The following is a 19,135-nucleotide window of genomic DNA, read 5'->3' as shown; positions in this document are numbered from 1 at the left end:
ATCAGCGGAGCACGCCTGCATGAGCCAAGACTATATACCACCGCGCGTCTGGACCTGGGACAAGGAGAATGGCGGCGCCTTCGCCAGCACCAACCGGCCGATCGCGGGTCCGACCCATGACAAGGAACTGCCGGTCGGCAAGCACCCGTTCCAGCTCTATTCGCTCGCCACGCCCAACGGCCAGAAGGTGACGATCATGCTGGAAGAGCTGCTGGCGGCGGGCAAGGATGCCGAATATGACGCCTGGCTGATCCGCATCAGTGAAGGCGACCAGTTCGGCAGCGGATTCGTGTCGGTCAATCCCAACAGCAAGATCCCGGCATTGATGGACCACAGCGTCTCGCCGCCGCGGCGGGTGTTCGAGTCCGGGTCGATCCTGGTCTATCTGGCCGAGAAATTCGGCGCTTTCCTGCCGACCGATCCGGCGAAGCGGACCGAGACGCTCAACTGGCTGTTCTGGCAGATGGGCAGCGCACCGCTGCTGGGCGGCGGATTTGGGCATTTCTTCGCCTATGCGCCGGAGAAGTTCGAATATCCGATCAACCGCTATGCGATGGAAGTGAAGCGGCAGCTGGACGTGCTCGACCGGCAACTGGCCGAGCATGAATATGTCGCGGGCGACGAATATAGCATTGCCGATATCGCGATCTGGCCCTGGTATGGCGGGGTCGTGCTGGGCCGCGCCTATGATGCGGCGGAATTTCTCGACGCGCAGAGCTACACCAATGTGCTGCGCTGGGCGCGGCAGATCGATGCGCGGCCCGCAGTTGCGCGCGGACGCATGGTCAACAAGGCGAACGGGCCGCTGGAGGGACAGCTTCGGGAGCGGCATGACGCCGGCGATTTCGAGACGCGGACGCAGGACAAGCTGGAGCCGGCGGACTGAGACTCCCGTCGGAGGGGCGGGTCCGGCACGGCCGGGGCGCCGCCCCGCCCTTCAGTCCCCTCCCCTGACGGGGAATTTCGAGTGCCTGTCTAGCCGGCGGCCTTGACGATTTCTGCCCAGGCGGCTTCATCGATGACGTCGATGCCCAGCGCCGCCGCCTGCTTGAGCTTCGATCCGGCGCCAGGGCCCGCGACCACAAGGTCGGTCTTGGCGCTGACCGAGCCGGCCGCCTTGGCGCCCAGCCTTTCGGCCTGCGCCTTGGCCTCGTCGCGGCTCATGGTTTCGAGCTTGCCGGTGAACACCACCGTCTTGCCCGTGACGGCGCTGGCCGTGGTTTCGACCACATAGTCGGGCGGGGAGACTTCGTTCAGCAGGTCGTTCCAGACGTCGACATTATGCGGTTCGTGGAAGAAATCGGCCAAGGCGTGGCCGACCGCCGATCCCACATTCTCGACGCCGATATGTTCCGCAATCGCCTTGTCCAGACGGTTGCGGAAGCGGGATTCCTCCTCCCCCTCCGCAAGGGCGGCGGCATCGCGCAGCGCGATGATCCCGACAGCGAGCGCGCGGATCCCCTCCAGCGTGGTATAGCGCTTGAGCAGGTCGCGGGCAGTGACCGCTCCGACATGCCGGATGCCGAGGCCAAAGAGCAGGCGCGCGGCGTCGGGCTGGCGCTTTGCCTCTATCGCGGCGAGGAGATTGTCGACGGACTTTTCCTTCCACCCCTCCCGGCCCAGCAGGTCGGCCCGGCGTGATTTCAGGCGGAAGATGTCGGCCGGTTCCGCGATCCAGCCGAGGTCGAGAAATTCCTCGATGCTCTTTTCGCCCAGCCCCTCGATATCCAGCGCGGCGCGACTGACGAAATGGCGCAGGCGTTCGAACCGTTGCGCCGGGCAGATGAGGCCGCCGGTGCAGCGTATGTCGACCTCCCCTTCCTCCCGCACGGCCTCCGACTGACAGACGGGGCAGTGGTCGGGAAAGGCGAAGGGCGCGCGCGGTTCGTCCCGCGTGAGGTTGTCCACCACCTGCGGGATGACGTCGCCGGCGCGCTGGACGATAACGCGATCGCCGGGGCGGACGCCCAGCCGCGCGATCTCGTCGGCATTGTGCAGGGTGACGTTGGAGACGACGACGCCGCCGACGGTGACGGGAGTGAGGCGACCCACGGGGGTCAGCTTGCCGGTGCGTCCGACCTGTATGTCGATGGCCTCCAGCGTCGTCTGGGCGCGTTCGGCGGGGAATTTATGAGCGATCGCCCAGCGCGGGGCCTTCGCGACGAAGCCCAGGCGCTGCTGCCAGTCGAGGCGGTCGACCTTGTAGACCACGCCATCAATGTCGAAGGGCAGGTCGGCGCGCGCGGCTTCGATGGCGCGATAATGGGCGATGAGCGCCTCCAGCGTGTCGACGCAGGCCAGGCGGTCGGACACGGGCAGGCCCCAGCTTGCGATCGCCTGCATGACGCCAAGCTGGGTCTCCGCGGGGACGGCGCTGACCTCGCCCCAGCCATGGGCGAGGAAGCGCAGCGGGCGGATGGCAGTGACCGCGGCGTCCTTCTGACGCAGCGAGCCGGCGGCGGCGTTGCGGGGGTTGGCGAACTGGCGGGCCTTTTCAGGGTCTTCGGCTTCGGCGAGAAGGCGGGCGTTGAGCGCGACGAAATCGGCCTTCGCCATATAGACCTCGCCCCGCACCTCGAACAGGTCGGGGATGCCGGGGCCGGCGAGCGTCTGGGGAATGTCGGCGATGGTGCGGACATTGGCGGTGACATCCTCCCCGGTCGTGCCGTCGCCTCGCGTGGCGGCGAGGACCAGTTCGCCCTTTTCATAGCGCAGCGAGCAGGACAGGCCGTCGATCTTCGGTTCGGCGGTGAGCGCCACGGCGGCGTCCTCCGGCAGCGCGAGGAAGCGGCGGACGCGGGCGACGAACTCGGCAATGTCCTCATCGGAAAAGCCGTTGTCGAGGCTCATCATGCGGACGGCGTGCTGGACCTTCCGGAGGGCGGAGGTCGAGGCGGCGCCGACCAGGGCATTGGGGGAATCGCTGCGGACGAGATGCGGGAAGGCGGCTTCCAGCGCGTTGTTCTCGCGGATCAGGGCGTCATAGGCGGCGTCCGTGATCTCCGGTGCGTCCTGGTCGTGATAGAGCCGGTTGTGGCGCGCAATCTCCCGCGCAAGGCGCATCAGGCGGTTGGCGGCTTCGGCTTCTGTCATTTGCGCGGGGTCGGTCATGGACACGTCTTTAGCGTCGGCCTTTGCGCGCGGGTAGCGGATATTCGGGGGTGGCAGGGGAGAGCGGGCATTGTGGTGGTGATGGGTGAGAGTGGACCCGCTGAAGGAGCACGACAGCGTTTGCGGAAAGGGGTGGTTAGCGGAAAGTCCGCTTCCGCGTCTGTAGCCGGTGTTTTAGCCATCCAAGCCCAATGCCCATTGGTATCGATACGGTGACTAGCATCACTATCGAAAGCGACCATGACCATCCGCGCTCTTTGGCAAAAACCAAGAATGCGTATGTGCAAAGCACTCCTATAATGGTGAAGCCATAGTCGTAGCGGTCGGGTCTGGAGCGTCGCATTTGGAGGGTATGCCCTGACATTCCAGCGTCCGCAATTGGAAGCCGCAATAGCGGCAGCGTTAGTCAATTTCTGGTCGAGAGTTGCCGTTGCGAGGGTGCTCGTCGTGCGGCGGGGTTCGCGAAAGCCGGTCAGTCGGGAGGCTACATTTGTGGACGGCCCCCTGGGGCAAGTCTTTTGGCCGGGCGTGGTTCTGATCGCGAATGGTGCGTTCATATGTCCGGTCTCAAGGGAGCGCCGAACCCCCATCCATTTGACTTGCCCCGCTCGATATCAGAGGCCTGATTGCTGGAGTTCGGCATGATATGCCGCATAGGCTCGTCCCGAGCGACTGGCGCCTTCCAGATATTCCGCGGGGACGAGATGGTATGGCGGACGAGGGTCGCCAATCCGCACCCAACCGGCCGCGTTCATCCGCCCCCTTTCGAGCCCCACGGCGAACTTCGAAAATTCCGTGAACTCACCACGCGGGAACAGGCCCTGTTCGCATTGCTGGAAACGGTCGGCGATCGCCTTGGCATTGCTCCAGTCGCCGCTGACTTTGGCCTTGGCCACCGCGTCGCGCAACGCCAGCGCCGGCCGTGGCCCGCACAGCGCGCTGCTTGACCAGAACGCAGTCATCCTGTCCGGAGCAATACGCGAGGCGGCATAATAGTCCGCCTCGTGCGTCAGGAAGCGGATATCGGGAGCAAGGTTGAGGTCGGCCGCCAACAAACCGATTCCGAGATATTTGCAAGCAACGACCTGCGGCAGCTTGCCGACCTGGGCCCAGAACGGACGGGGGAATTCGAACTTGAATGCCTCGCTGTTGGCATAGATCATGATCGCCGTGTCGGGGCAGGCTTCGCTGACATCATTATAGAATTGAACGGCTGTCGCGACATCGTTCTTGCACCACATCGGCACGCCCAGCATCGTCCCCGAAACGCCAAGCTCGTGCATCGCCCGGGTCTGGGCAATGACCTCACGGGTATTGGGGGCTGTCGTACCAGCGAAAAACGGGATGCGTCCGCCAATGGTCTCCATGACGCAGCCGACGAAGGCCAGCTTTTCATCCCAGGTCAGGCTATGGCACTCACCATAGGTGCCCAGGCTCAAAAGCCCATCGACTCCCGCCTCGATCAATGCCTCAACCATTCGCGCCGTTTCGTCGAGATCGACAGTATCGCGGCTACGCCAGTCCGAAGCGCCTTCCTTCGACGGCGTGGGCAACATCGGCCACAGGCCATTGATTCCAGCAGATTCGATCCTGAGTTTCGGGGCGGACATTATCTTCTCCTTGAAGGGGCATCCGAGGCACTAAAGCGACTTCCAAGCGATCGGAACCGATCGCTGATAAAAAATCGCGGCAATCAAGGAAGCCAGAGTGGCAATCTGATTCAATCAGATCGAAACCCGCTCTAACGCGGGTAATGCTGTCAGAACAATCGCCATTGTCTCCGTTTGACGCGAAGGGGACCAATGCGGGTGCTATTTCTGGATGGACGGGCGCGTTACAGCTTTTCGAGCAGCCGTTCCGCCTGTGCCCGCGCTTCTGCCGTGATCTCCGCGCCGGACAGCATGCGGGCGATTTCCTCGCGGCGTTCGCCGTCGCTCAGCGCATGGACGCCGGTTCGCGTTACGGTGCCGTCGCTGGATTTTGCGATCAGCATATGGTCCTGCCCCCGTGCCGCGACCTGCGGGCTGTGGGTGACGACGAGGATCTGGTTGGTCTGCGACAGACGGGCGAGGCGTTCACCGATGGCGGAGGCGACGGCGCCCCCTACCCCGCGGTCGATCTCGTCGAAGATCAGCGTGTCCGCGCCGCCCTGCTGTGCCAGGGCGACCTTGAGCGCGAGGATGAAGCGGGACAGTTCGCCGCCGCTCGCGATCTTGACCAGCGGGGCGAAGGGCGCGCCGGGATTGGTGGAGATTTCGAATTCCACCCGGTCCATGCCATGGGCGCCCCATTGCCCTTCCTCCTGCGGCGCGACGACGGTGCGGAAGCGGGCGGCGTCCAGTTTCAGCGGGGCGAGTTCGGCGGCGACGGCGGCGTCGAGCTTGCCGGCCGCCATCTGGCGTTCGGCGGAAAGGGCCTGGGCGGCGGCGCAATAGGCGGCGGCGCGTGCCTTCACCTCGGCCTCCAGGGCGGCGAGATGTTCCTCCCCGCCTTCGATCGCGGCCAGTTTCGCCGCCATGTCGTCGCGCAGTGCGGAGAGATCGTCGGGCTGGATATGATGCTTGCGGGCGAGGCCGCGCAGGTCGAACAGGCGGGTTTCGATGGCGTCGAGTCGGGCGGGGTCGAAGCTGAGCGCTTCGGCGGCTTCATTGAGGCGATCCTCCGCCTCGCTCGCCTCGATCACGGCGCGGTCGAGGGCGGCGAGAACCTCGGCCAGCGGTTCATATTCGCCGGCGATGCGGTCGAGGCGGCGGGCGGCCTGCCGCAACTGGGCAAGGCCGCCATCGGAGCCGGTGAAGCATTGAGTGACGGCGGAAAGATCGTCGGAAAGGCGCGCGCCCTTCTGCATGGTGGCGCGTTCCTCCGCCAGCGTCGCTTCCTCGCCGGGTTCGGGGGCGAAGCGGGTGAGTTCGTCCACCGCATGGCTCAGATAATCGCGGTCGCGGGCGGCGGTCTCCACGCTGGCGCGGCTTTCCGCAAGGCGGTCGGCGGCGGCGCGCCATGCATGATAGGCCTGCGCCGCCGCGCCCGTGTCGCAGCGGCCATAGGCGTCGAGCAACGAGCGGTGCCCGCGCGGGTTGAGCAGGCCGCGATCGTCATGCTGGCCGTGGATTTCGACCAGCGCGCTGCCAAGGTCGCGCAGCAGCGCCGCCGAGCAGGGCTGATCGTTGACGAAGGCGCGGCTGCCGCCATCGGCCTTTACCATGCGACGGATGATGAGCGGTTCGCCGGGTTCCACGTCTATGCCATTGTCGGCCAGCAGGTCCGTCGCGCGATGATCGGCGGGAGGCGCGTCGAAGGTGGCGGTGACGCTGGCCTGCGCCTCCCCGCTGCGGACAAGGCCGCTGTCGGCGCGGGCGCCCAGTGCGAGGCCCAGCGAATCGAGCAGGATCGACTTGCCCGCACCCGTCTCACCGGTCAGCACGCCTAGGCCCGACCCGAAATCCAGGTCCAGCGCCTCTATCAGCACGACGTTGCGGATGGACAGGGCAGTCAGCAAGGGCGAGCGACTCCCCCCTCCCGCAGGCGGGAGGGGCCGGGGTGGGTGCACCGCGCCAGCGGCGCTGAATTGGGCAGGAGGGAACGCTCGCTTCGCTCGCGATCCTCCCCTGAACAGAGGCGCGTGATGCCGTTCGACCCCGCCCGCCTGCGGGAGGGGGAACAGGACAGGTCAGGCCTTGTTCGGATGTTCGCGCATCAGCTTGAAGCTGCGCTCATACCATTTCGAACCCGGATAGTTCCGGCCCAGCACCGCAGCGGCCTTCTGCGCTTCGGCGGGGATGCCGAGCGAGAGATAGCTTTCCACCAGGCGCTCCAGCGCCTCCGGCGTGTGCGTGGTCGTCTGATATTTGTCGATGACCGTGCGGAAGCGCAGAGTCGCCGCCAGCCACTGACCACGACGCTGGTAGAAACGGCCGATCTCCATCTCCTTGCCGGCGAGGTGATCGTTGACGAGGTCGAGCTTCAGCCGGGCATCGGCGGCGTAGCGCGTGTCGGGATAGCGGCGGATCAGTTCGCCCAGCGCGTCCAGAGCCTGTTGCGTGATCTTCTGGTCGCGGGTGACGTCGGCAATCTGTTCATAATAGCAGAGCGCGATCAGATAATAGGCGTAGGGTGCGTCCTTGTTGCCGGTGTGGATCGACAGGAAGCGCTGCGCCGCGCCGATCGATTCCGGATAATCCTGATTCATGTAATAGCTGAACGCGGACATGAGCTGCGCGCGGCGGGCCCAGGGCGAATAGGGATGCTGGCGCTCCACTTCGTCGAAGAGCGCGGCGGCAAGCTTGTACTGGCCGCGATCCAGGCGGTATTTGCCCGCATTGTAGAGCGTCGACACGTCGCGGGCGACATATTGCGTGTCGGATTTGTTCTTCGACGTCGCGCAGCCCGAGAGCAGGGCGGCAAGCAGAAGCGGTGCGGTAGCCGCGCCGATGCGCGTCATGGTTTTCGTCAGCATGGCCGGGTCATAGCGGAGCGAATGCGCCTCGCCAAGCGGCAGAATGTGCATGTCGGTCGCTATGCGCGGGCAGGCAGGTCAAGCCGTGCTATCGCGCCGCCCTTTACCGAGGGCATCAGGGAGAAGCGGCCGTTCAGTTGCAAGGCCAGTGCATTGGAAATCCGCAGGCCCAGACTCTGGCTGAAGCCGGGATCGAAATCGGCGGGCAGGCCCCTTCCATCGTCGGTGACGTCAAGGATTATCGTGCCGTCGCTGACGTTCAGGCTGACGTGGATGCTGCCGCCCCGATGCGGCAGGCCATGTTCGATGGCGTTGTTGACCGCTTCGGTCACGATCAGCGCCATCGACACGGCGATGTCGGGTTGCAGGGTCAGCGCATCGGGCGCATCGACGGTGAGAGCGATGTCGTCGCGACCGCTGGCCGCCAGCACATCGGCGGTCAATGTCGTCAGGAAGGCGCGGACGTCCTGCCCCTCCCCCGATGGATTGTAGAGCTCCCGGCTGATCCGGCCGACCAGCGCGAGCCGGGCCGAAGCGTCGTCCAGCGCCCGGCGGGCCAGGTCATGGTCGACATGGCGTCGCTGGAGCGAAAGCATGGCCGCGACGACCTGAAGATTGTTGGACACGCGGTGCTGCAATTCGTGGAACAGCAATTCGCGATTTTCCGCCAGGGCGCGGCTGCGTTCCCGCTCCAACGCCAGTTTGAAGTTCGCCTTCTGCAAGAGATGGATCAGCGCGATGTCGATGATCACGACGATGCCGTAGAAGGCGAGCGCCAGCAGCACGCCTGGATGGAAGTCGAACGTCATGCGTGGCGGAATGAAGAAATACCAGGACAAGAGGCCGCACAACACGCCCGCATAGATGCCCGGCCGCACCCCGAACAGGAAGGAGGTCAGGATCACGACGGGAAAGAAGGAGACGAAGGGATAGCCCACCGGCATGGCGATTTCGGCGACGGCGCGAATGGCGAGGGCGATCAGGCAGAAAACGGTCGCCAGCAGATAGGCATGCCAGGGTCGACGCAGGGCCAGCGGCAGGCGCTCCACGAATCGTTCGTTCCTGCGCTGCATAAATCCCCCCACAGCTTGATCGTTACCCTATCACAACTTCCGCCCAGGCCAATTGGAGATCAGAAAAGCATTCAAATTCATCAAAAAGGGCGCCCGGATGACCGGGCGCCCTTCCTGTATTATCGGGCCTGATGGACCGGGATCAATCCTGGGTCAGGAAGTCCGGCAGACCGGCATTGGAGCCGTCGTCATCGCCATTGCCCCGGCCTTCGCCGCGCGGGCCGCGGTCACGGCGGGGGCCGCGATCACCCCGGTCGCCACCGCGTCCGCCGCGGTCGCCGCCACGGTCGCGGCGATTGCGGTCGCCACGGCCGCCTTCACGCTCACCGCCGCGATCGCCCCTGGGTTCGCGGGGAGGACGGGTATCTTCCAGTTCCTCGCCGGTTTCCTGATCGACGACGCGCATGGACAGGCGAACCTTGCCGCGCGGATCGATTTCGAGAACCTTGACCTTCACTTCCTGGCCTTCGGAGACGACGTCCGTCGGCTTTTCGACGCGCTCATTCTTCATTTCGGAGACGTGGACGAGGCCGTCCTTGCCGCCCATGAAGTTCACGAACGCACCGAAGTCGACGATGTTTACGACCTTGCCGGTGTAGACCTTGCCGACTTCCGCTTCCTCGACGATGCCGAGAATCCACTTCTTGGCGGCTTCGATCTGGTTGATGTCGGACGAGCTGATCTTGATGATGCCCTCATCGTCGATGTCGACCTTCGCGCCGGTTTCCGCGACGATCTCGCGGATGACCTTGCCGCCGGTGCCGATGACGTCGCGGATCTTCGCCTTGTCGATCTGGATCGTCTCGATGCGCGGGGCATGGGCCGACAGCTCGGTGCGAGTCGAGGACAGGGCCTTGCTCATCTCACCCAATATGTGGGCGCGGCCTTCCTTCGCCTGGCGCAGAGCGACCTCGAAGATTTCCTGCGTGATGCCGGCAACCTTGATGTCCATCTGCATGGTGGTGATGCCCGCTTCCGTGCCCGCCACCTTGAAGTCCATGTCGCCGAGATGATCCTCGTCGCCCAGAATGTCGCTGATGACAGCGAAATCCTTGCCTTCCAGGATCAGGCCCATGGCAATGCCGGAGACGGGGCGCTTCAGCGGCACGCCGGCGTCCATCATCGAGAGCGAACCGCCGCAGACCGTCGCCATCGATGACGAGCCGTTGGACTCGGTGATGTCGCTGAGGACGCGGATGGTGTAGGGGAATTCTTCCTTGCTGGGCAGCACGGGGTGCAGGGCACGCCATGCCAGCTTGCCATGGCCGACTTCGCGACGGCCCGGCGCGCCGAAGCGGCCGACTTCACCGACCGAATAGGGCGGGAAGTTGTAGTGCAGCATGAAGCTTTCATAATGAACGCCGGTCAGGCCGTCGACCATCTGCTCGGCGTCCTTGGTGCCGAGCGTGGTGGTGCAGATCGCCTGCGTTTCACCGCGGGTGAACAGGGCCGAACCGTGGGTGCGCGGCAGGAAGCCGACCATCGCCTCGATCGGGCGGATCTGCGTCGTGTTGCGGCCGTCGATGCGCTTGCCGTCCTTGAGGATGGCGGTGCGGACGATTTCCGCTTCCAGCTTCTTGGTCAGCTTGATGCCGGCCATGACCGTCTGGGCGTCGAGGCCTTCCTCGGCGAACCAGGCCTTTGCCTTGGCGCGGGCCTCGTTCAGCGCGTTGGAACGGGCGGACTTGTCGGTCAGCTTGTAGGCGGCCGTGATGTCCTTGCCGATCAGCTTCTTCAGCTTCTTCTTGAGGTCGTCGAGATTGTCGCCCTTGGCAACGTCCCACGGATCCTTGGCGGCCTGCTCGGCGAGGTCGATGATCGCATTGACGACCTTCTTCGACGCTTCATGCGCGAACAGCACGGCGCCGAGCATGACGTCTTCCGACAGTTCCTTGGCTTCGGATTCGACCATCATCACGGCATTGCCGGTGGCGGCGACGACGAGGTCGAGTTCGCCTTCCTTCGCCTGGTCCAGCGAGGGGTTCAGCTGATATTCGCCATCCTTGTAGCCGACGCGGGCGGCGCCGATCGGACCCAGGAAGGGAACGCCCGACAGGGTCAGCGCGGCCGAAGCGGCGATCATCGCCACGATGTCGGGCTCACTTTCGCCGTCAAAGCTCAGAACCTGGGCAATGACGTTGATTTCGTTGTAGAAACCTTCGGGGAAGAGCGGGCGGACCGGGCGGTCGATCAGGCGGGAAACCAGTGTTTCCTTTTCCGTCGCGCCGCGTTCACGCTTGAAGAAGCCACCCGGGATGCGGCCGGCGGCGGAATATTTTTCCTGATAATGGACGGTCAGCGGGAAGAAGTCCTGCCCTTCCTTCACCGACTTGGCGGCGGTCACGGCGCACAGCACCACGGTTTCGCCATAGGTCGCCAGCACGGCGGCGTCGGCCTGACGCGCAATACGGCCGGTTTCGAGCGTGAGGGTCTTTCCGCCCAGCTCGATTGATACCTTCTTTACATCGAACATGTTGTTTTCCTTCGCCCGCCTGGCCCTATTGCCGGGCGGGGCCTGTCATGCGGGCTAAACCGGCCCGCAGCGGTTTCGGAGCATCGTCTGGCCCCTTGGTCGGAACATCCTGCCGAATTGCAGGAGCCCCGGAATCGGAAACGGCCCCGACATGGGGGCCGCTCCTTCTTTAGCAGGCTTACTTGCGCAGGCCCAGCTTGGTGATGAGGTCGGTATAGCGACCCGCATCCTTTTTCTTGAGATAGTCCAGCAGCGAACGACGCTTGTTGACCAGCATCAGCAGGCCGCGACGGCTGTGGTTATCCTTGTGATGACCCTTGAAATGCTCGGTCAGGTTCGAAATGCGCTCCGAGAGGATCGCAACCTGGACTTCCGGCGAACCGGTGTCGCCTTCGGCGCGGGCATGTTCCTTGATCAGCGCTTCCTTGCGCTCGGCAGTAATCGACATCGGCTTCCTTTCGTAACATCTAGAGATTGAAGCCGCGCACCACCCTGATTTCCCTACGGGTTTCTGGGCCACTGGCCTCCACCAGCGCGACGGGCGTTTCGCCCTCCATCGCCAGTAACAAGCCGGTATGCGGTTTCCCCACGAGCACCTTCCCCTGTCGGAGAGCCAGCGCGTCGTCGGGAGAGACTGCTAGAGCCGGGATGTCGTCCAGCCCTGCGGTCAACGGCAGCATAAGCTGCGCGATGCCGCCGCCCGTAGCAGCTTCGTCCAATTTGTCCAGCGAAATCGCGGTTTCCAGGGTGAACGGCCCGGCCTTCACCCGGCGGAGCATGGTGACATGGCCGACCGTGCCGAGCGCCAGCGCGATGTCGCGCGCGAGGGAACGGATATAGGTGCCCTTCGACACATGGGCGCGCAGGGTGACCTCCCCTACCATTTCCTCCTTCGCGATCTCGCGGGAGGGACGAAGGTCAAGGCGGTGGATGGTCACGGCGCGCGTCTTCATTTCCACCTCCTGCCCCGCGCGGGCCAGGTCATAGGCGCGCCGGCCGTCGATCAGGATCGCGCTATAGGCGGGCGGCACCTGTTCGATGGGGCCGGTGAAATCGGGGAGGACGGCCTCCACCTCCGCCAGGGTGGGGCGATGCGCGCTGGACGCGACCTCCCTGCCCTCCCGGTCGAGCGTGTCGGTCTGCACGCCCAGGCCGATGGTGAAGTCATAGATCTTGTCGCTGTCGAGCATCCGCCCGGCGAGCTTCGTCGCCTCTCCCACCGCCACCGGGAGAACACCGGTCGCCAGCGGATCGAGCGTGCCGCCATGGCCGACCCTAAGCTTTCCCGCGCCGCTTTGCCGCAAGGCGCGCTTCACCGCGCTCACGGCCTGCGTCGAGCCGAGGCCCAGGGGTTTGTCGAGGATGATCCAGCCATGCATGGCGGGCCCTCTATAGCGGGCGCCGCCTGCTGTCAGCCCTTCTTTGTCCTGGCGGGCGGGCCGGCGCTGTAGGTGAAGCTGGTGATCGGGCAATGCTGGCCGCGCACGACCAGCGTGCCGAACCTGTCGAGCGTATCGATGCCGCGCGTTTCGAAGCCGATGGCGTTGGCGAAGGGCAGGTCGAAACAGTTGCTCATCAGCTTCGCATAATACCATTGGCGATGCTGGTCCTGCACATAGACGCCGCGCGATCCATCGGCTTGCCAGTTCCAGACCCCGCCATGGTTGACGAAGGGAATGGATGCTTCACCGCTTGCCGGCTGCTGCATCGCGGCCATGGCCGGGACGCTCGCGAACATAAGGGGAAGGGCCAGGAAAGCGGCCCGATATCTGGCGAACATGCTCTGTCTCCTGCAAGAGCGGATTTCGATTTGATGGGATCAGATCGCCGCTCCATCTTCATGACGCCGATATGGGTAGAAGGCCGCTCCGTCGGGAGGACGAGGCGACAATTTGATACAAGATTCAGCGCTGCATCCGCTCCGCGAAATGGCGGCGGCAGAGCGCGACATAGCGGTCATTGCCGCCGATTTCGGTCTGCTCGCCCCGCCGGATCGGCGCGCCCTGCGCATCGACGCGCAGGTTCATCGTCGCCTTGCGCCCGCATTCGCAGATCGTCTTTATCTCGTTCAGCGTGTCGGCCAGGCCCAGCAGCGCGGCGCTGCCCTCGAACAACTTGCCCTGGAAATCGGTGCGGATGCCGTAACAGAGCACCGGAATGTTCAGCCGGTCGCAGACAGTGGCGACCTGCCAGACCTGTTCTTCGTTCAGGAACTGCGCCTCGTCGATCAATATGCAGGACAGCGGGCTGTGCGCCTGCTGGGCGGCGATGGCGGCAAAGAGATCGGTCGCGGCATCGAAGATATGGGCCTGCGCCTCCAGCCCGATGCGAGAGACTATGCGTCCGGCTCCGTAACGATCGTCCACGGCGGCAGTCCACAGCATGGTTTCCATGCCACGCTCACGATAGTTGAAGCTGGACTGGAGCAAAGTGGTCGATTTGCCCGCGTTCATCGAGCTGTAGTAGAAATAGAGCTTCGCCATGGTCAGCGCGCCATTGGCGCGATCTGCTTGAGGAAACGGACCAGGGCGTCGGCCAGCGCGATACGCTTGTCGGAAAAGCCGTGATCGGTGGGCCAGACCATCAGCCGCGTGTCGGGATTGGCCGATTGCGCGTCCGCCGTCACCTTGCGCGCCATGGCGCCGATGCCCCGCTCCGCCCCGATGATGATCAAGGGGCGGCGGCCATAGCCCACCAGCCTGCGGCCGAGGTCGAACTTTTCGACATTGCCGCTGATTTCGGCGGTCAGGCTGTCATAGCTGGCGCCATGGAGCGGGGGCAGGTCGTCGGCAACTTCGGCCTTCCAAGCGGCTTCGCCCTGCGGCGTGGAGAGGGCGGCGGCGGTTTCGGCTGGATCCCAGGGATCGATCAGGAAGAGGCCCGCGACATGGGGTTCGGCGGCGGCGACGTCGGCGGCCATGAAGCCGCCCATGCTGTGCCCTGCGACGACGATGGCGCTCGTGTCGATGCGATATTTCGCCACCGTGGCGGATTGCTGGAGATATTGCAGCGCGTTCCAGGCGTCTTCCGAAGCGTGGGTGAAGGAGAAGTTTCCGGGACTGCCCCAGGAACCGCGATAGTGGAGCGTCAGCACATTCCAGCCGGCACGGCGGGCCGCCTGCGCCAGGTCCAGATTCTGCTCATTGCCGGGAAAGCCGTGGAGGAGGAGGAGCGTCGGGTGCAGGCCCGAACCGGCGGCGGTATAGAGGACAGCGTTGAGCGCGCCATCTCCGGAAGGGATGACGAAGGCGCTCATGCCGGCGGGATAGGCGGGATCAGGGGCCGGGTCCGTGGTGACAGCCGGATGGACCGGCGCTTCCCTGGCAGCGGCGGGCGTGGCGAGCGCCAGAAGCGCGGTTGCGAATATGCCCGTTCTTTTCATCTGCCCTGCCCCTTGCCTTGCCTTGCCTTGCCTGCGGACAAGACGCTGTTAGCCGGGCTGCGCCGTCGCGTCGATGGGGACGATGTTTGTCGGGCAGCGGCCTATTCGCCCTCGGCCTCGGGCTTGTCCAGATCGCGCGCTACCTTGGGATCGCGCAGCAGCCTGTCGATATGGTTGCCTTCGTCGAAGCTTTCGTCCGCAAGGAATTTGAGCTTTGCCGCATATTTGAGGCGCACGCGGGTCGCGACTTCGCGCTGGAGATAGGCGGTGTTGGTGCGCAGCGCCTTCAGCACAGCCTCCTCATCCTGGCCGAGCAGCGACTTGATGAAGACCGTCGCGTGGCGCAGGTCGGGCGACATGCGGACTTCGGTGACGCTCACCACATGGCTGGCGAGCACATCGTCATGGACGTCGCCGCGCTGAAGGATCTCGGAGAGCACATGGCGCACCTGTTCGCCCACGCGCAGCAGGCGGACGGAGGGACCTTCCTGCAAATTGTTCATGCCATTCACTCCGGCAAATCGGTAAAGAAGGTCAAATTATTTCCGGCCGGGTCCGTGATCGTGATTTCAAGGCTGCCCCATTCCGTCTCGACCGGTTCCCCCGGCCGGGCGTTGCCGAAATGCTTGGCGCGCAGCTCCGCCGCATAGGCCCGCACGTCATCGACGGCGATGCGAATGCCCGAACCCGGCGTCCCGTCGCCATAATGTTCGGACAGGTGCAGTACGCATCCCTCACGCGCCACGCCCATGTAGAGCGGCATGCCAGGTTCGAAGCGATGTTCGAACACCACCCCGAACCCCAGGAAGTCGCAGTAAAAGGCGCGCGTCCGCGTTTCATCGAAGCTGCGGAGGATTGGCGTGACCTTGCCTAGCATGACCATGTCCTTTTCCTCCGCGCCGCGTCGAGCGCGCTCTTGTTACAGCGTCCGGGCGCGTTCCTCGACCTCGAACAGCTCGAGCGTGTCGCCAGGCTTGATGTCGTTCGTGTCCTGAAGGACCGCGCCGCACTCCATGCCGGCGCGGACTTCGGCCACGTCGTCCTTGAAGCGACGGAGCGAGGCGATGTTGGTGCGCGACACGATGACATCGTCGCGGGTAAGGCGCGCGGACAGTCCCTTGCGGATGATGCCGTCGAGGACGAGCAGGCCCGCCGCCTTGTCCTTCTTGCCCGCGGGGAAGACCTGAAGCACCTCGGCCCGGCCGACGATGGTTTCGATGCGTTCGGGGGCAAGCTGGCCCGCCATTTCGCCGCGAACCTCTTCGAGCAGGTCGTAGATCACGTCATAATAGCGCAGCGAGATCTTCTCGCGCTCCGCCAACTGGCGCGCCTTGGCATTGGGACGGACGTTGAAGCCGATCAGCGGCGCGCGGCTGGCGGCGGCCAGCGTGACGTCGCTCTCTGTGATCGCGCCGACACCCGAATGCAGGATGCGCACCTTGATCTCGTCGGTCGAAATGCGGTTCAGCGACGACACGATCGCTTCAACCGAGCCCTGCACGTCACCCTTCACCACCACCGGATATTCGATGACGGTCGTGTTGAGCGCCGAGAACATGTGCTCGAAGCTGGTCGGCGCGGCAGTGGTGCGCTTCTTGGTCGCCTGTTCCTGACGATAGGCGGCGACTTCGCGGGCGCGCGCCTCATTCTCGACAACGGTGAGCTGGTCGCCCGCCATCGGCACGCCGGAGAGACCCAGCACCTCGACCGGCGTCGAGGGACCGGCGACCTTCACCTGCTGGCCCTTGTCGTTGATCATCGCGCGGACCTTGCCGCTTTCCGAGCCGATGACGAAAGTGTCGCCGATCTTCAGCGTACCCTTGCGCACCAGAACGGTGGCGACGGCGCCGCGCCCCTTGTCGAGCTGCGCCTCGATCACATTGCCTTCGGCGGCGCGATCCGGATTGGCGGTCAGTTCGAGCAACTCGGCCTGGAGCAGGATCTTTTCGATCAGCTCGTCAAGGCCGGTCTTCTTGAGTGCCGAAACCTCCACGTCCTGGACGTCGCCGCCCATATCCTCGACCACGACCTCCTCGCTCAGCAGGCGCTCGCGCACCTTCTGCGGATTGGCATCGGGCTTGTCGCACTTGTTGATCGCGACGATCATCGGAACGCCGGCCGCCTTGGTATGGTTGATGGCTTCGATCGTCTGCGGCATCAGGCCGTCGTCCGCCGCCACCACCAGGATGACGATGTCGGTGACGTTGGCGCCGCGGGCGCGCATTTCCGAGAAAGCCTCGTGACCCGGCGTATCGAGGAAGGTGATGATGTCGCCGCTCTTCGCCTTGATCTGATAGGCGCCGATATGCTGGGTGATGCCGCCGCTTTCGCCGGACACGACATTGGTGCCGCGCAGCGCGTCGAGCAGAGAGGTCTTGCCGTGGTCGACATGGCCCATGATGGTCACGACCGGCGGACGCGACTTCAGCGTTTCGGGTGCGTCAACCTCACCCTCCATGCCGATTTCGACGTCGGCATCGGACACGCGCTGGATGCGGTGACCGAATTCCTCCACCAGCAATTCGGCCGTATCCTGGTCGATCGCCTGGTTGAGCGTGACGGCGGTGCCCATCTTGAACAGGGCCTTCACCAGGTCCGCGCCCTTTTCGGCCATGCGGTTGGCGAGTTCCTGGACAGTGATGCTTTCGGGGACCACCACGTCGCGCGACTGCTTTTCCCGCTGCTGGGCGCCGCCCGAATAATGGGCGCGGCGTTCCTTCTCGCGGGCGCGCTTGAGCGCGGCGAGGCTGCGGGCGCGGGCGCTGTCATCATCCGCGAGGGCGCGGGTGACGGTGAGCTTGCCTGCCTGACGGCGATTGTCGTCGCCGCGCTTGGCCCGCTCCGGCTTGGCCGGTTCGGGGCGCTTGACCGGGGCGACCGGCGTGAAGCGGCGCGGCGGGGGCATGGTGGACGTTGCGGGCTTCGTTTCGGCAGCGGCCGGCGCGGCCTCGGCCGGGGCATCGGCCGCGACAGGCGCGGCTTCCTCAACGTTCGCCTTGGCCGTTTCCTCGACGGTCCCCGCGTCCACTTCGGGCTGGCGCGCGACTTCGGCCTCGGAAGCCTCTGCGGCCAGGCGATTTTCCTCGGCGCGGCGCTTTTCCTCCTCGCTTGCGGCAAGGCGCTGGGCGTCTTCGCGACGGCGCGCGTCCTCCAGCGCGGACATGCGGGCTTCCTCCGCCTCGCGCAGCAGCTTCGCTTGCAATTCCTGACGGGACATCAGGCTCTGCGGCGGGGCCGGGCGCGCGGGAGCCGGCTGCGGCGCGCGCGCCTGCGGCTGGGGCGCCGCCGGAGCGGCGGGGGCAGCCGCAGGCGTGGGATCAGCCTGCGGTTCAGGCGCAGCGTGGCCGGCTTCGCCCGGCTTGCCCAGGATGCGGCGCCGCTTCACCTCAACCACGACCGTGTTCTTGCGGCCGTGGCTGAACTGCTGCTGCACCTGACCGGACTCGACCGTGCGCTTGATCCCCAGCGGCTTGCGGCCCAGAACCGGCTTGTCTTCCTTGCTGTCACTCATACGACTGAACTATACCCTTCACATCAACCCGACCGGCAAGGCCCGTCGGCGCCTTCATTCCAATGCCAACTCAGGCATTCCAATACCAACTCAGGCGCCCAATGCCCCTGCGGAGTCCTGCTCCCCATGCACCGGCGCTCCGTTAGCGCAACCCAGATAGCTTTCCAAGCGGCCTATGGCGCCGCGCAGACGTGACGCCGCACGCGAGTCGGTCACCGCGATATGGACGACATTGTCCCGCCCCATTGCCATAGATAGGGCGTGTCGGTCCACAGGCAAGACGATGCCCGCCAAATCCGTGCCTTCCGCCTCCTGCCCGACGCGCAAAGCCTGGTCGAGCTTGCGGTTGCCGTCGGGGGCGGCGTCGGCGGCGTGGAGCAGCATCGTCACCTCCCCCTTGCGGCAGGCGACATCGATTTTTTCAGAGCCCGTGAGGACCATGGATGCCTTCGCCTCCAGTCCCAGCCGGTCGAGCAGCGCCTTGCGCAGGCCGTCCTCGATCAGCGCGGGGAGGTTGTCGGGGATTTGCAGGTCGCCGGTCTTGAACGCCCGAGCGAGCGCGCCCTTGAGCTTGCCCCTGGCGAGCGCCTGTTCGACTTCCGCGCGGGACACTCCGATCCAGGCGCCACGGCCGGGGGCCTTGGCGCGGATGTCGGGCAGAATTTCACCATTCGGGCCGCAGGCGAGACGGACGAGCATGTCCGGGTCGGCGCGGTCGCCCGACAGGATGCATTTGCGTTCGGTCATGACGCGCCCTTTCCGAACGAAATCCGTATTCCTGCCAGGGCAGGAATCCAGTTCCACCTTTTCGGGTGCGCACGACCTCTGGACTGGGCTCCCGCCTTCGCAGGAGCACGGCTGTCCGTCAGTGCTGGGGAAGCGCTTAGCCTCTCATTGGGAAGTGACCGCGGCATTGGCGTCCTCCCCTGTCGGCCGGGGCGCGACCCGATCGGCCATGAGCTGGCCGGCCGAGCCGTAATTTTCCATCGAGATTTCCGAAATCACCACCTGCACGGCAGAGGCCGGCTTCCCGAGACGCTCGACGAGCGACCGGGTGACGTCGGCGACGATGGCCGCCTTCTGTTCGCGGGTGGCGTTTCCGGCCAGACGGATATCGACGAACGGCATC

At 65.0% G+C, this 19,135-nt stretch carries 17 protein-coding genes; 1 reads left to right on the top strand and 16 read right to left on the bottom strand.

All coding sequences use genetic code 11. The features are described 5' to 3' along the window. Nucleotides 1-19: 19 nt before the first annotated feature. Nucleotides 20-886: a glutathione-dependent disulfide-bond oxidoreductase gene (gene yghU, locus ACN9MX_RS02855; protein WP_363735151.1), complete on the top strand. Its 867-nt coding sequence runs from the start codon at nucleotides 20-22 to the stop codon at nucleotides 884-886. Nucleotides 887-975: 89 nt separating this feature from the next. Here the strand turns inward: yghU and ligA are convergent, their stop codons facing one another. The 16 genes from ligA to ACN9MX_RS02775 form a co-directional block, all read right to left on the bottom strand. Continuing rightward, on the bottom strand, nucleotides 976-3,111 hold the full coding sequence (ligA, locus tag ACN9MX_RS02850) for an NAD-dependent DNA ligase LigA (RefSeq protein WP_363825351.1): 2,136 nt from the start codon (nucleotides 3,109-3,111) through the stop codon (nucleotides 976-978). Between the two features lie 614 nt (nucleotides 3,112-3,725). Next, entirely contained in the window at nucleotides 3,726-4,721 is a 996-nt protein-coding gene (locus ACN9MX_RS02845; RefSeq protein ID WP_363753961.1) for a dihydrodipicolinate synthase family protein, read from the bottom strand. 224 nt (nucleotides 4,722-4,945) lie between these two features. Further along, nucleotides 4,946-6,610, bottom strand: a complete 1,665-nt coding sequence (gene recN, locus ACN9MX_RS02840) for a DNA repair protein RecN (protein ID WP_363825348.1) — start codon at nucleotides 6,608-6,610, stop codon at nucleotides 4,946-4,948. 171 nt (nucleotides 6,611-6,781) lie between these two features. Further along, nucleotides 6,782-7,567: an outer membrane protein assembly factor BamD gene (locus ACN9MX_RS02835; protein ID WP_133651988.1), complete on the bottom strand. Its 786-nt coding sequence runs from the start codon at nucleotides 7,565-7,567 to the stop codon at nucleotides 6,782-6,784. Nucleotides 7,568-7,626: 59 nt separating this feature from the next. Next, nucleotides 7,627-8,640, bottom strand: coding sequence for a sensor histidine kinase (locus ACN9MX_RS02830; protein WP_363753955.1), 1,014 nt, complete (start codon nucleotides 8,638-8,640; stop codon nucleotides 7,627-7,629). 142 nt (nucleotides 8,641-8,782) lie between these two features. Further along, complete coding sequence (pnp, locus tag ACN9MX_RS02825) at nucleotides 8,783-11,113, bottom strand: polyribonucleotide nucleotidyltransferase (protein ID WP_363735158.1); 2,331 nt, start codon at nucleotides 11,111-11,113, stop codon at nucleotides 8,783-8,785. A 178-nt stretch (nucleotides 11,114-11,291) separates the two neighbouring features. Further along, on the bottom strand, nucleotides 11,292-11,561 hold the full coding sequence (gene rpsO, locus ACN9MX_RS02820; RefSeq protein ID WP_046763409.1) for a 30S ribosomal protein S15: 270 nt from the start codon (nucleotides 11,559-11,561) through the stop codon (nucleotides 11,292-11,294). A 19-nt stretch (nucleotides 11,562-11,580) separates the two neighbouring features. Beyond that, nucleotides 11,581-12,492, bottom strand: a complete 912-nt coding sequence (gene truB / locus ACN9MX_RS02815; RefSeq protein ID WP_363825345.1) for a tRNA pseudouridine(55) synthase TruB — start codon at nucleotides 12,490-12,492, stop codon at nucleotides 11,581-11,583. A 32-nt stretch (nucleotides 12,493-12,524) separates the two neighbouring features. Beyond that, complete coding sequence (locus ACN9MX_RS02810; protein ID WP_363735161.1) at nucleotides 12,525-12,893, bottom strand: DUF6491 family protein; 369 nt, start codon at nucleotides 12,891-12,893, stop codon at nucleotides 12,525-12,527. Nucleotides 12,894-13,017: 124 nt separating this feature from the next. Continuing rightward, nucleotides 13,018-13,596 (bottom strand): thymidine kinase, encoded by a 579-nt coding sequence (locus ACN9MX_RS02805; RefSeq protein WP_363735163.1) that lies wholly within the window; start codon nucleotides 13,594-13,596, stop codon nucleotides 13,018-13,020. A gap of 2 nt (nucleotides 13,597-13,598) precedes the next feature. Beyond that, entirely contained in the window at nucleotides 13,599-14,495 is an 897-nt protein-coding gene (locus tag ACN9MX_RS02800; protein WP_363825342.1) for an alpha/beta hydrolase, read from the bottom strand. 101 nt (nucleotides 14,496-14,596) lie between these two features. Beyond that, nucleotides 14,597-14,998 (bottom strand): 30S ribosome-binding factor RbfA, encoded by a 402-nt coding sequence (rbfA, locus tag ACN9MX_RS02795; protein ID WP_133651794.1) that lies wholly within the window; start codon nucleotides 14,996-14,998, stop codon nucleotides 14,597-14,599. 5 nt (nucleotides 14,999-15,003) lie between these two features. Continuing rightward, on the bottom strand, nucleotides 15,004-15,378 hold the full coding sequence (locus ACN9MX_RS02790) for a glyoxalase superfamily protein (RefSeq protein ID WP_133651793.1): 375 nt from the start codon (nucleotides 15,376-15,378) through the stop codon (nucleotides 15,004-15,006). A gap of 36 nt (nucleotides 15,379-15,414) precedes the next feature. Next, nucleotides 15,415-18,006, bottom strand: coding sequence for a translation initiation factor IF-2 (gene infB / locus ACN9MX_RS02785; RefSeq protein WP_363735165.1), 2,592 nt, complete (start codon nucleotides 18,004-18,006; stop codon nucleotides 15,415-15,417). Between the two features lie 90 nt (nucleotides 18,007-18,096). Then, nucleotides 18,097-18,753: a DUF448 domain-containing protein gene (locus ACN9MX_RS02780; protein WP_363735166.1), complete on the bottom strand. Its 657-nt coding sequence runs from the start codon at nucleotides 18,751-18,753 to the stop codon at nucleotides 18,097-18,099. Between the two features lie 144 nt (nucleotides 18,754-18,897). Continuing rightward, complete coding sequence (locus ACN9MX_RS02775; protein ID WP_133651790.1) at nucleotides 18,898-19,134, bottom strand: tautomerase family protein; 237 nt, start codon at nucleotides 19,132-19,134, stop codon at nucleotides 18,898-18,900. Nucleotide 19,135 lies beyond the last annotated feature (1 nt).

Source organism: Sphingobium sp. R-21 (assembly GCF_049913335.1).
In the GTDB taxonomy this organism is placed as follows: Bacteria; Pseudomonadota; Alphaproteobacteria; order Sphingomonadales; family Sphingomonadaceae; genus Sphingobium.
This window is presented reverse-complemented; position numbering and strand designations above follow the sequence as displayed.

What these genes read in the sequence shown, in the direction of transcription:
- ACN9MX_RS02790 (WP_133651793.1), bottom strand. Translation starts at nt 15,378, where the DNA reads ATGGTCATGCTAGGCAAGGTCACGCCAATCCTCCGCAGCTTCGATGAA.
- ACN9MX_RS02805 (WP_363735163.1), bottom strand. Translation starts at nt 13,596, where the DNA reads ATGGCGAAGCTCTATTTCTACTACAGCTCGATGAACGCGGGCAAATCG.
- rbfA (WP_133651794.1), bottom strand. Translation starts at nt 14,998, where the DNA reads ATGAACAATTTGCAGGAAGGTCCCTCCGTCCGCCTGCTGCGCGTGGGC.
- infB (WP_363735165.1), bottom strand. Translation starts at nt 18,006, where the DNA reads ATGAGTGACAGCAAGGAAGACAAGCCGGTTCTGGGCCGCAAGCCGCTG.
- truB (WP_363825345.1), bottom strand. Translation starts at nt 12,492, where the DNA reads ATGCATGGCTGGATCATCCTCGACAAACCCCTGGGCCTCGGCTCGACG.
- ACN9MX_RS02835 (WP_133651988.1), bottom strand. Translation starts at nt 7,567, where the DNA reads ATGCTGACGAAAACCATGACGCGCATCGGCGCGGCTACCGCACCGCTT.
- ACN9MX_RS02800 (WP_363825342.1), bottom strand. Translation starts at nt 14,495, where the DNA reads ATGAAAAGAACGGGCATATTCGCAACCGCGCTTCTGGCGCTCGCCACG.
- ACN9MX_RS02845 (WP_363753961.1), bottom strand. Translation starts at nt 4,721, where the DNA reads ATGTCCGCCCCGAAACTCAGGATCGAATCTGCTGGAATCAATGGCCTG.
- ACN9MX_RS02810 (WP_363735161.1), bottom strand. Translation starts at nt 12,893, where the DNA reads ATGTTCGCCAGATATCGGGCCGCTTTCCTGGCCCTTCCCCTTATGTTC.
- ACN9MX_RS02780 (WP_363735166.1), bottom strand. Translation starts at nt 18,753, where the DNA reads ATGACCGAACGCAAATGCATCCTGTCGGGCGACCGCGCCGACCCGGAC.
- pnp (WP_363735158.1), bottom strand. Translation starts at nt 11,113, where the DNA reads ATGTTCGATGTAAAGAAGGTATCAATCGAGCTGGGCGGAAAGACCCTC.
- yghU (WP_363735151.1), top strand. Translation starts at nt 20, where the DNA reads ATGAGCCAAGACTATATACCACCGCGCGTCTGGACCTGGGACAAGGAG.
- ACN9MX_RS02775 (WP_133651790.1), bottom strand. Translation starts at nt 19,134, where the DNA reads ATGCCGTTCGTCGATATCCGTCTGGCCGGAAACGCCACCCGCGAACAG.
- ACN9MX_RS02830 (WP_363753955.1), bottom strand. Translation starts at nt 8,640, where the DNA reads ATGCAGCGCAGGAACGAACGATTCGTGGAGCGCCTGCCGCTGGCCCTG.
- rpsO (WP_046763409.1), bottom strand. Translation starts at nt 11,561, where the DNA reads ATGTCGATTACTGCCGAGCGCAAGGAAGCGCTGATCAAGGAACATGCC.
- ligA (WP_363825351.1), bottom strand. Translation starts at nt 3,111, where the DNA reads ATGACCGACCCCGCGCAAATGACAGAAGCCGAAGCCGCCAACCGCCTG.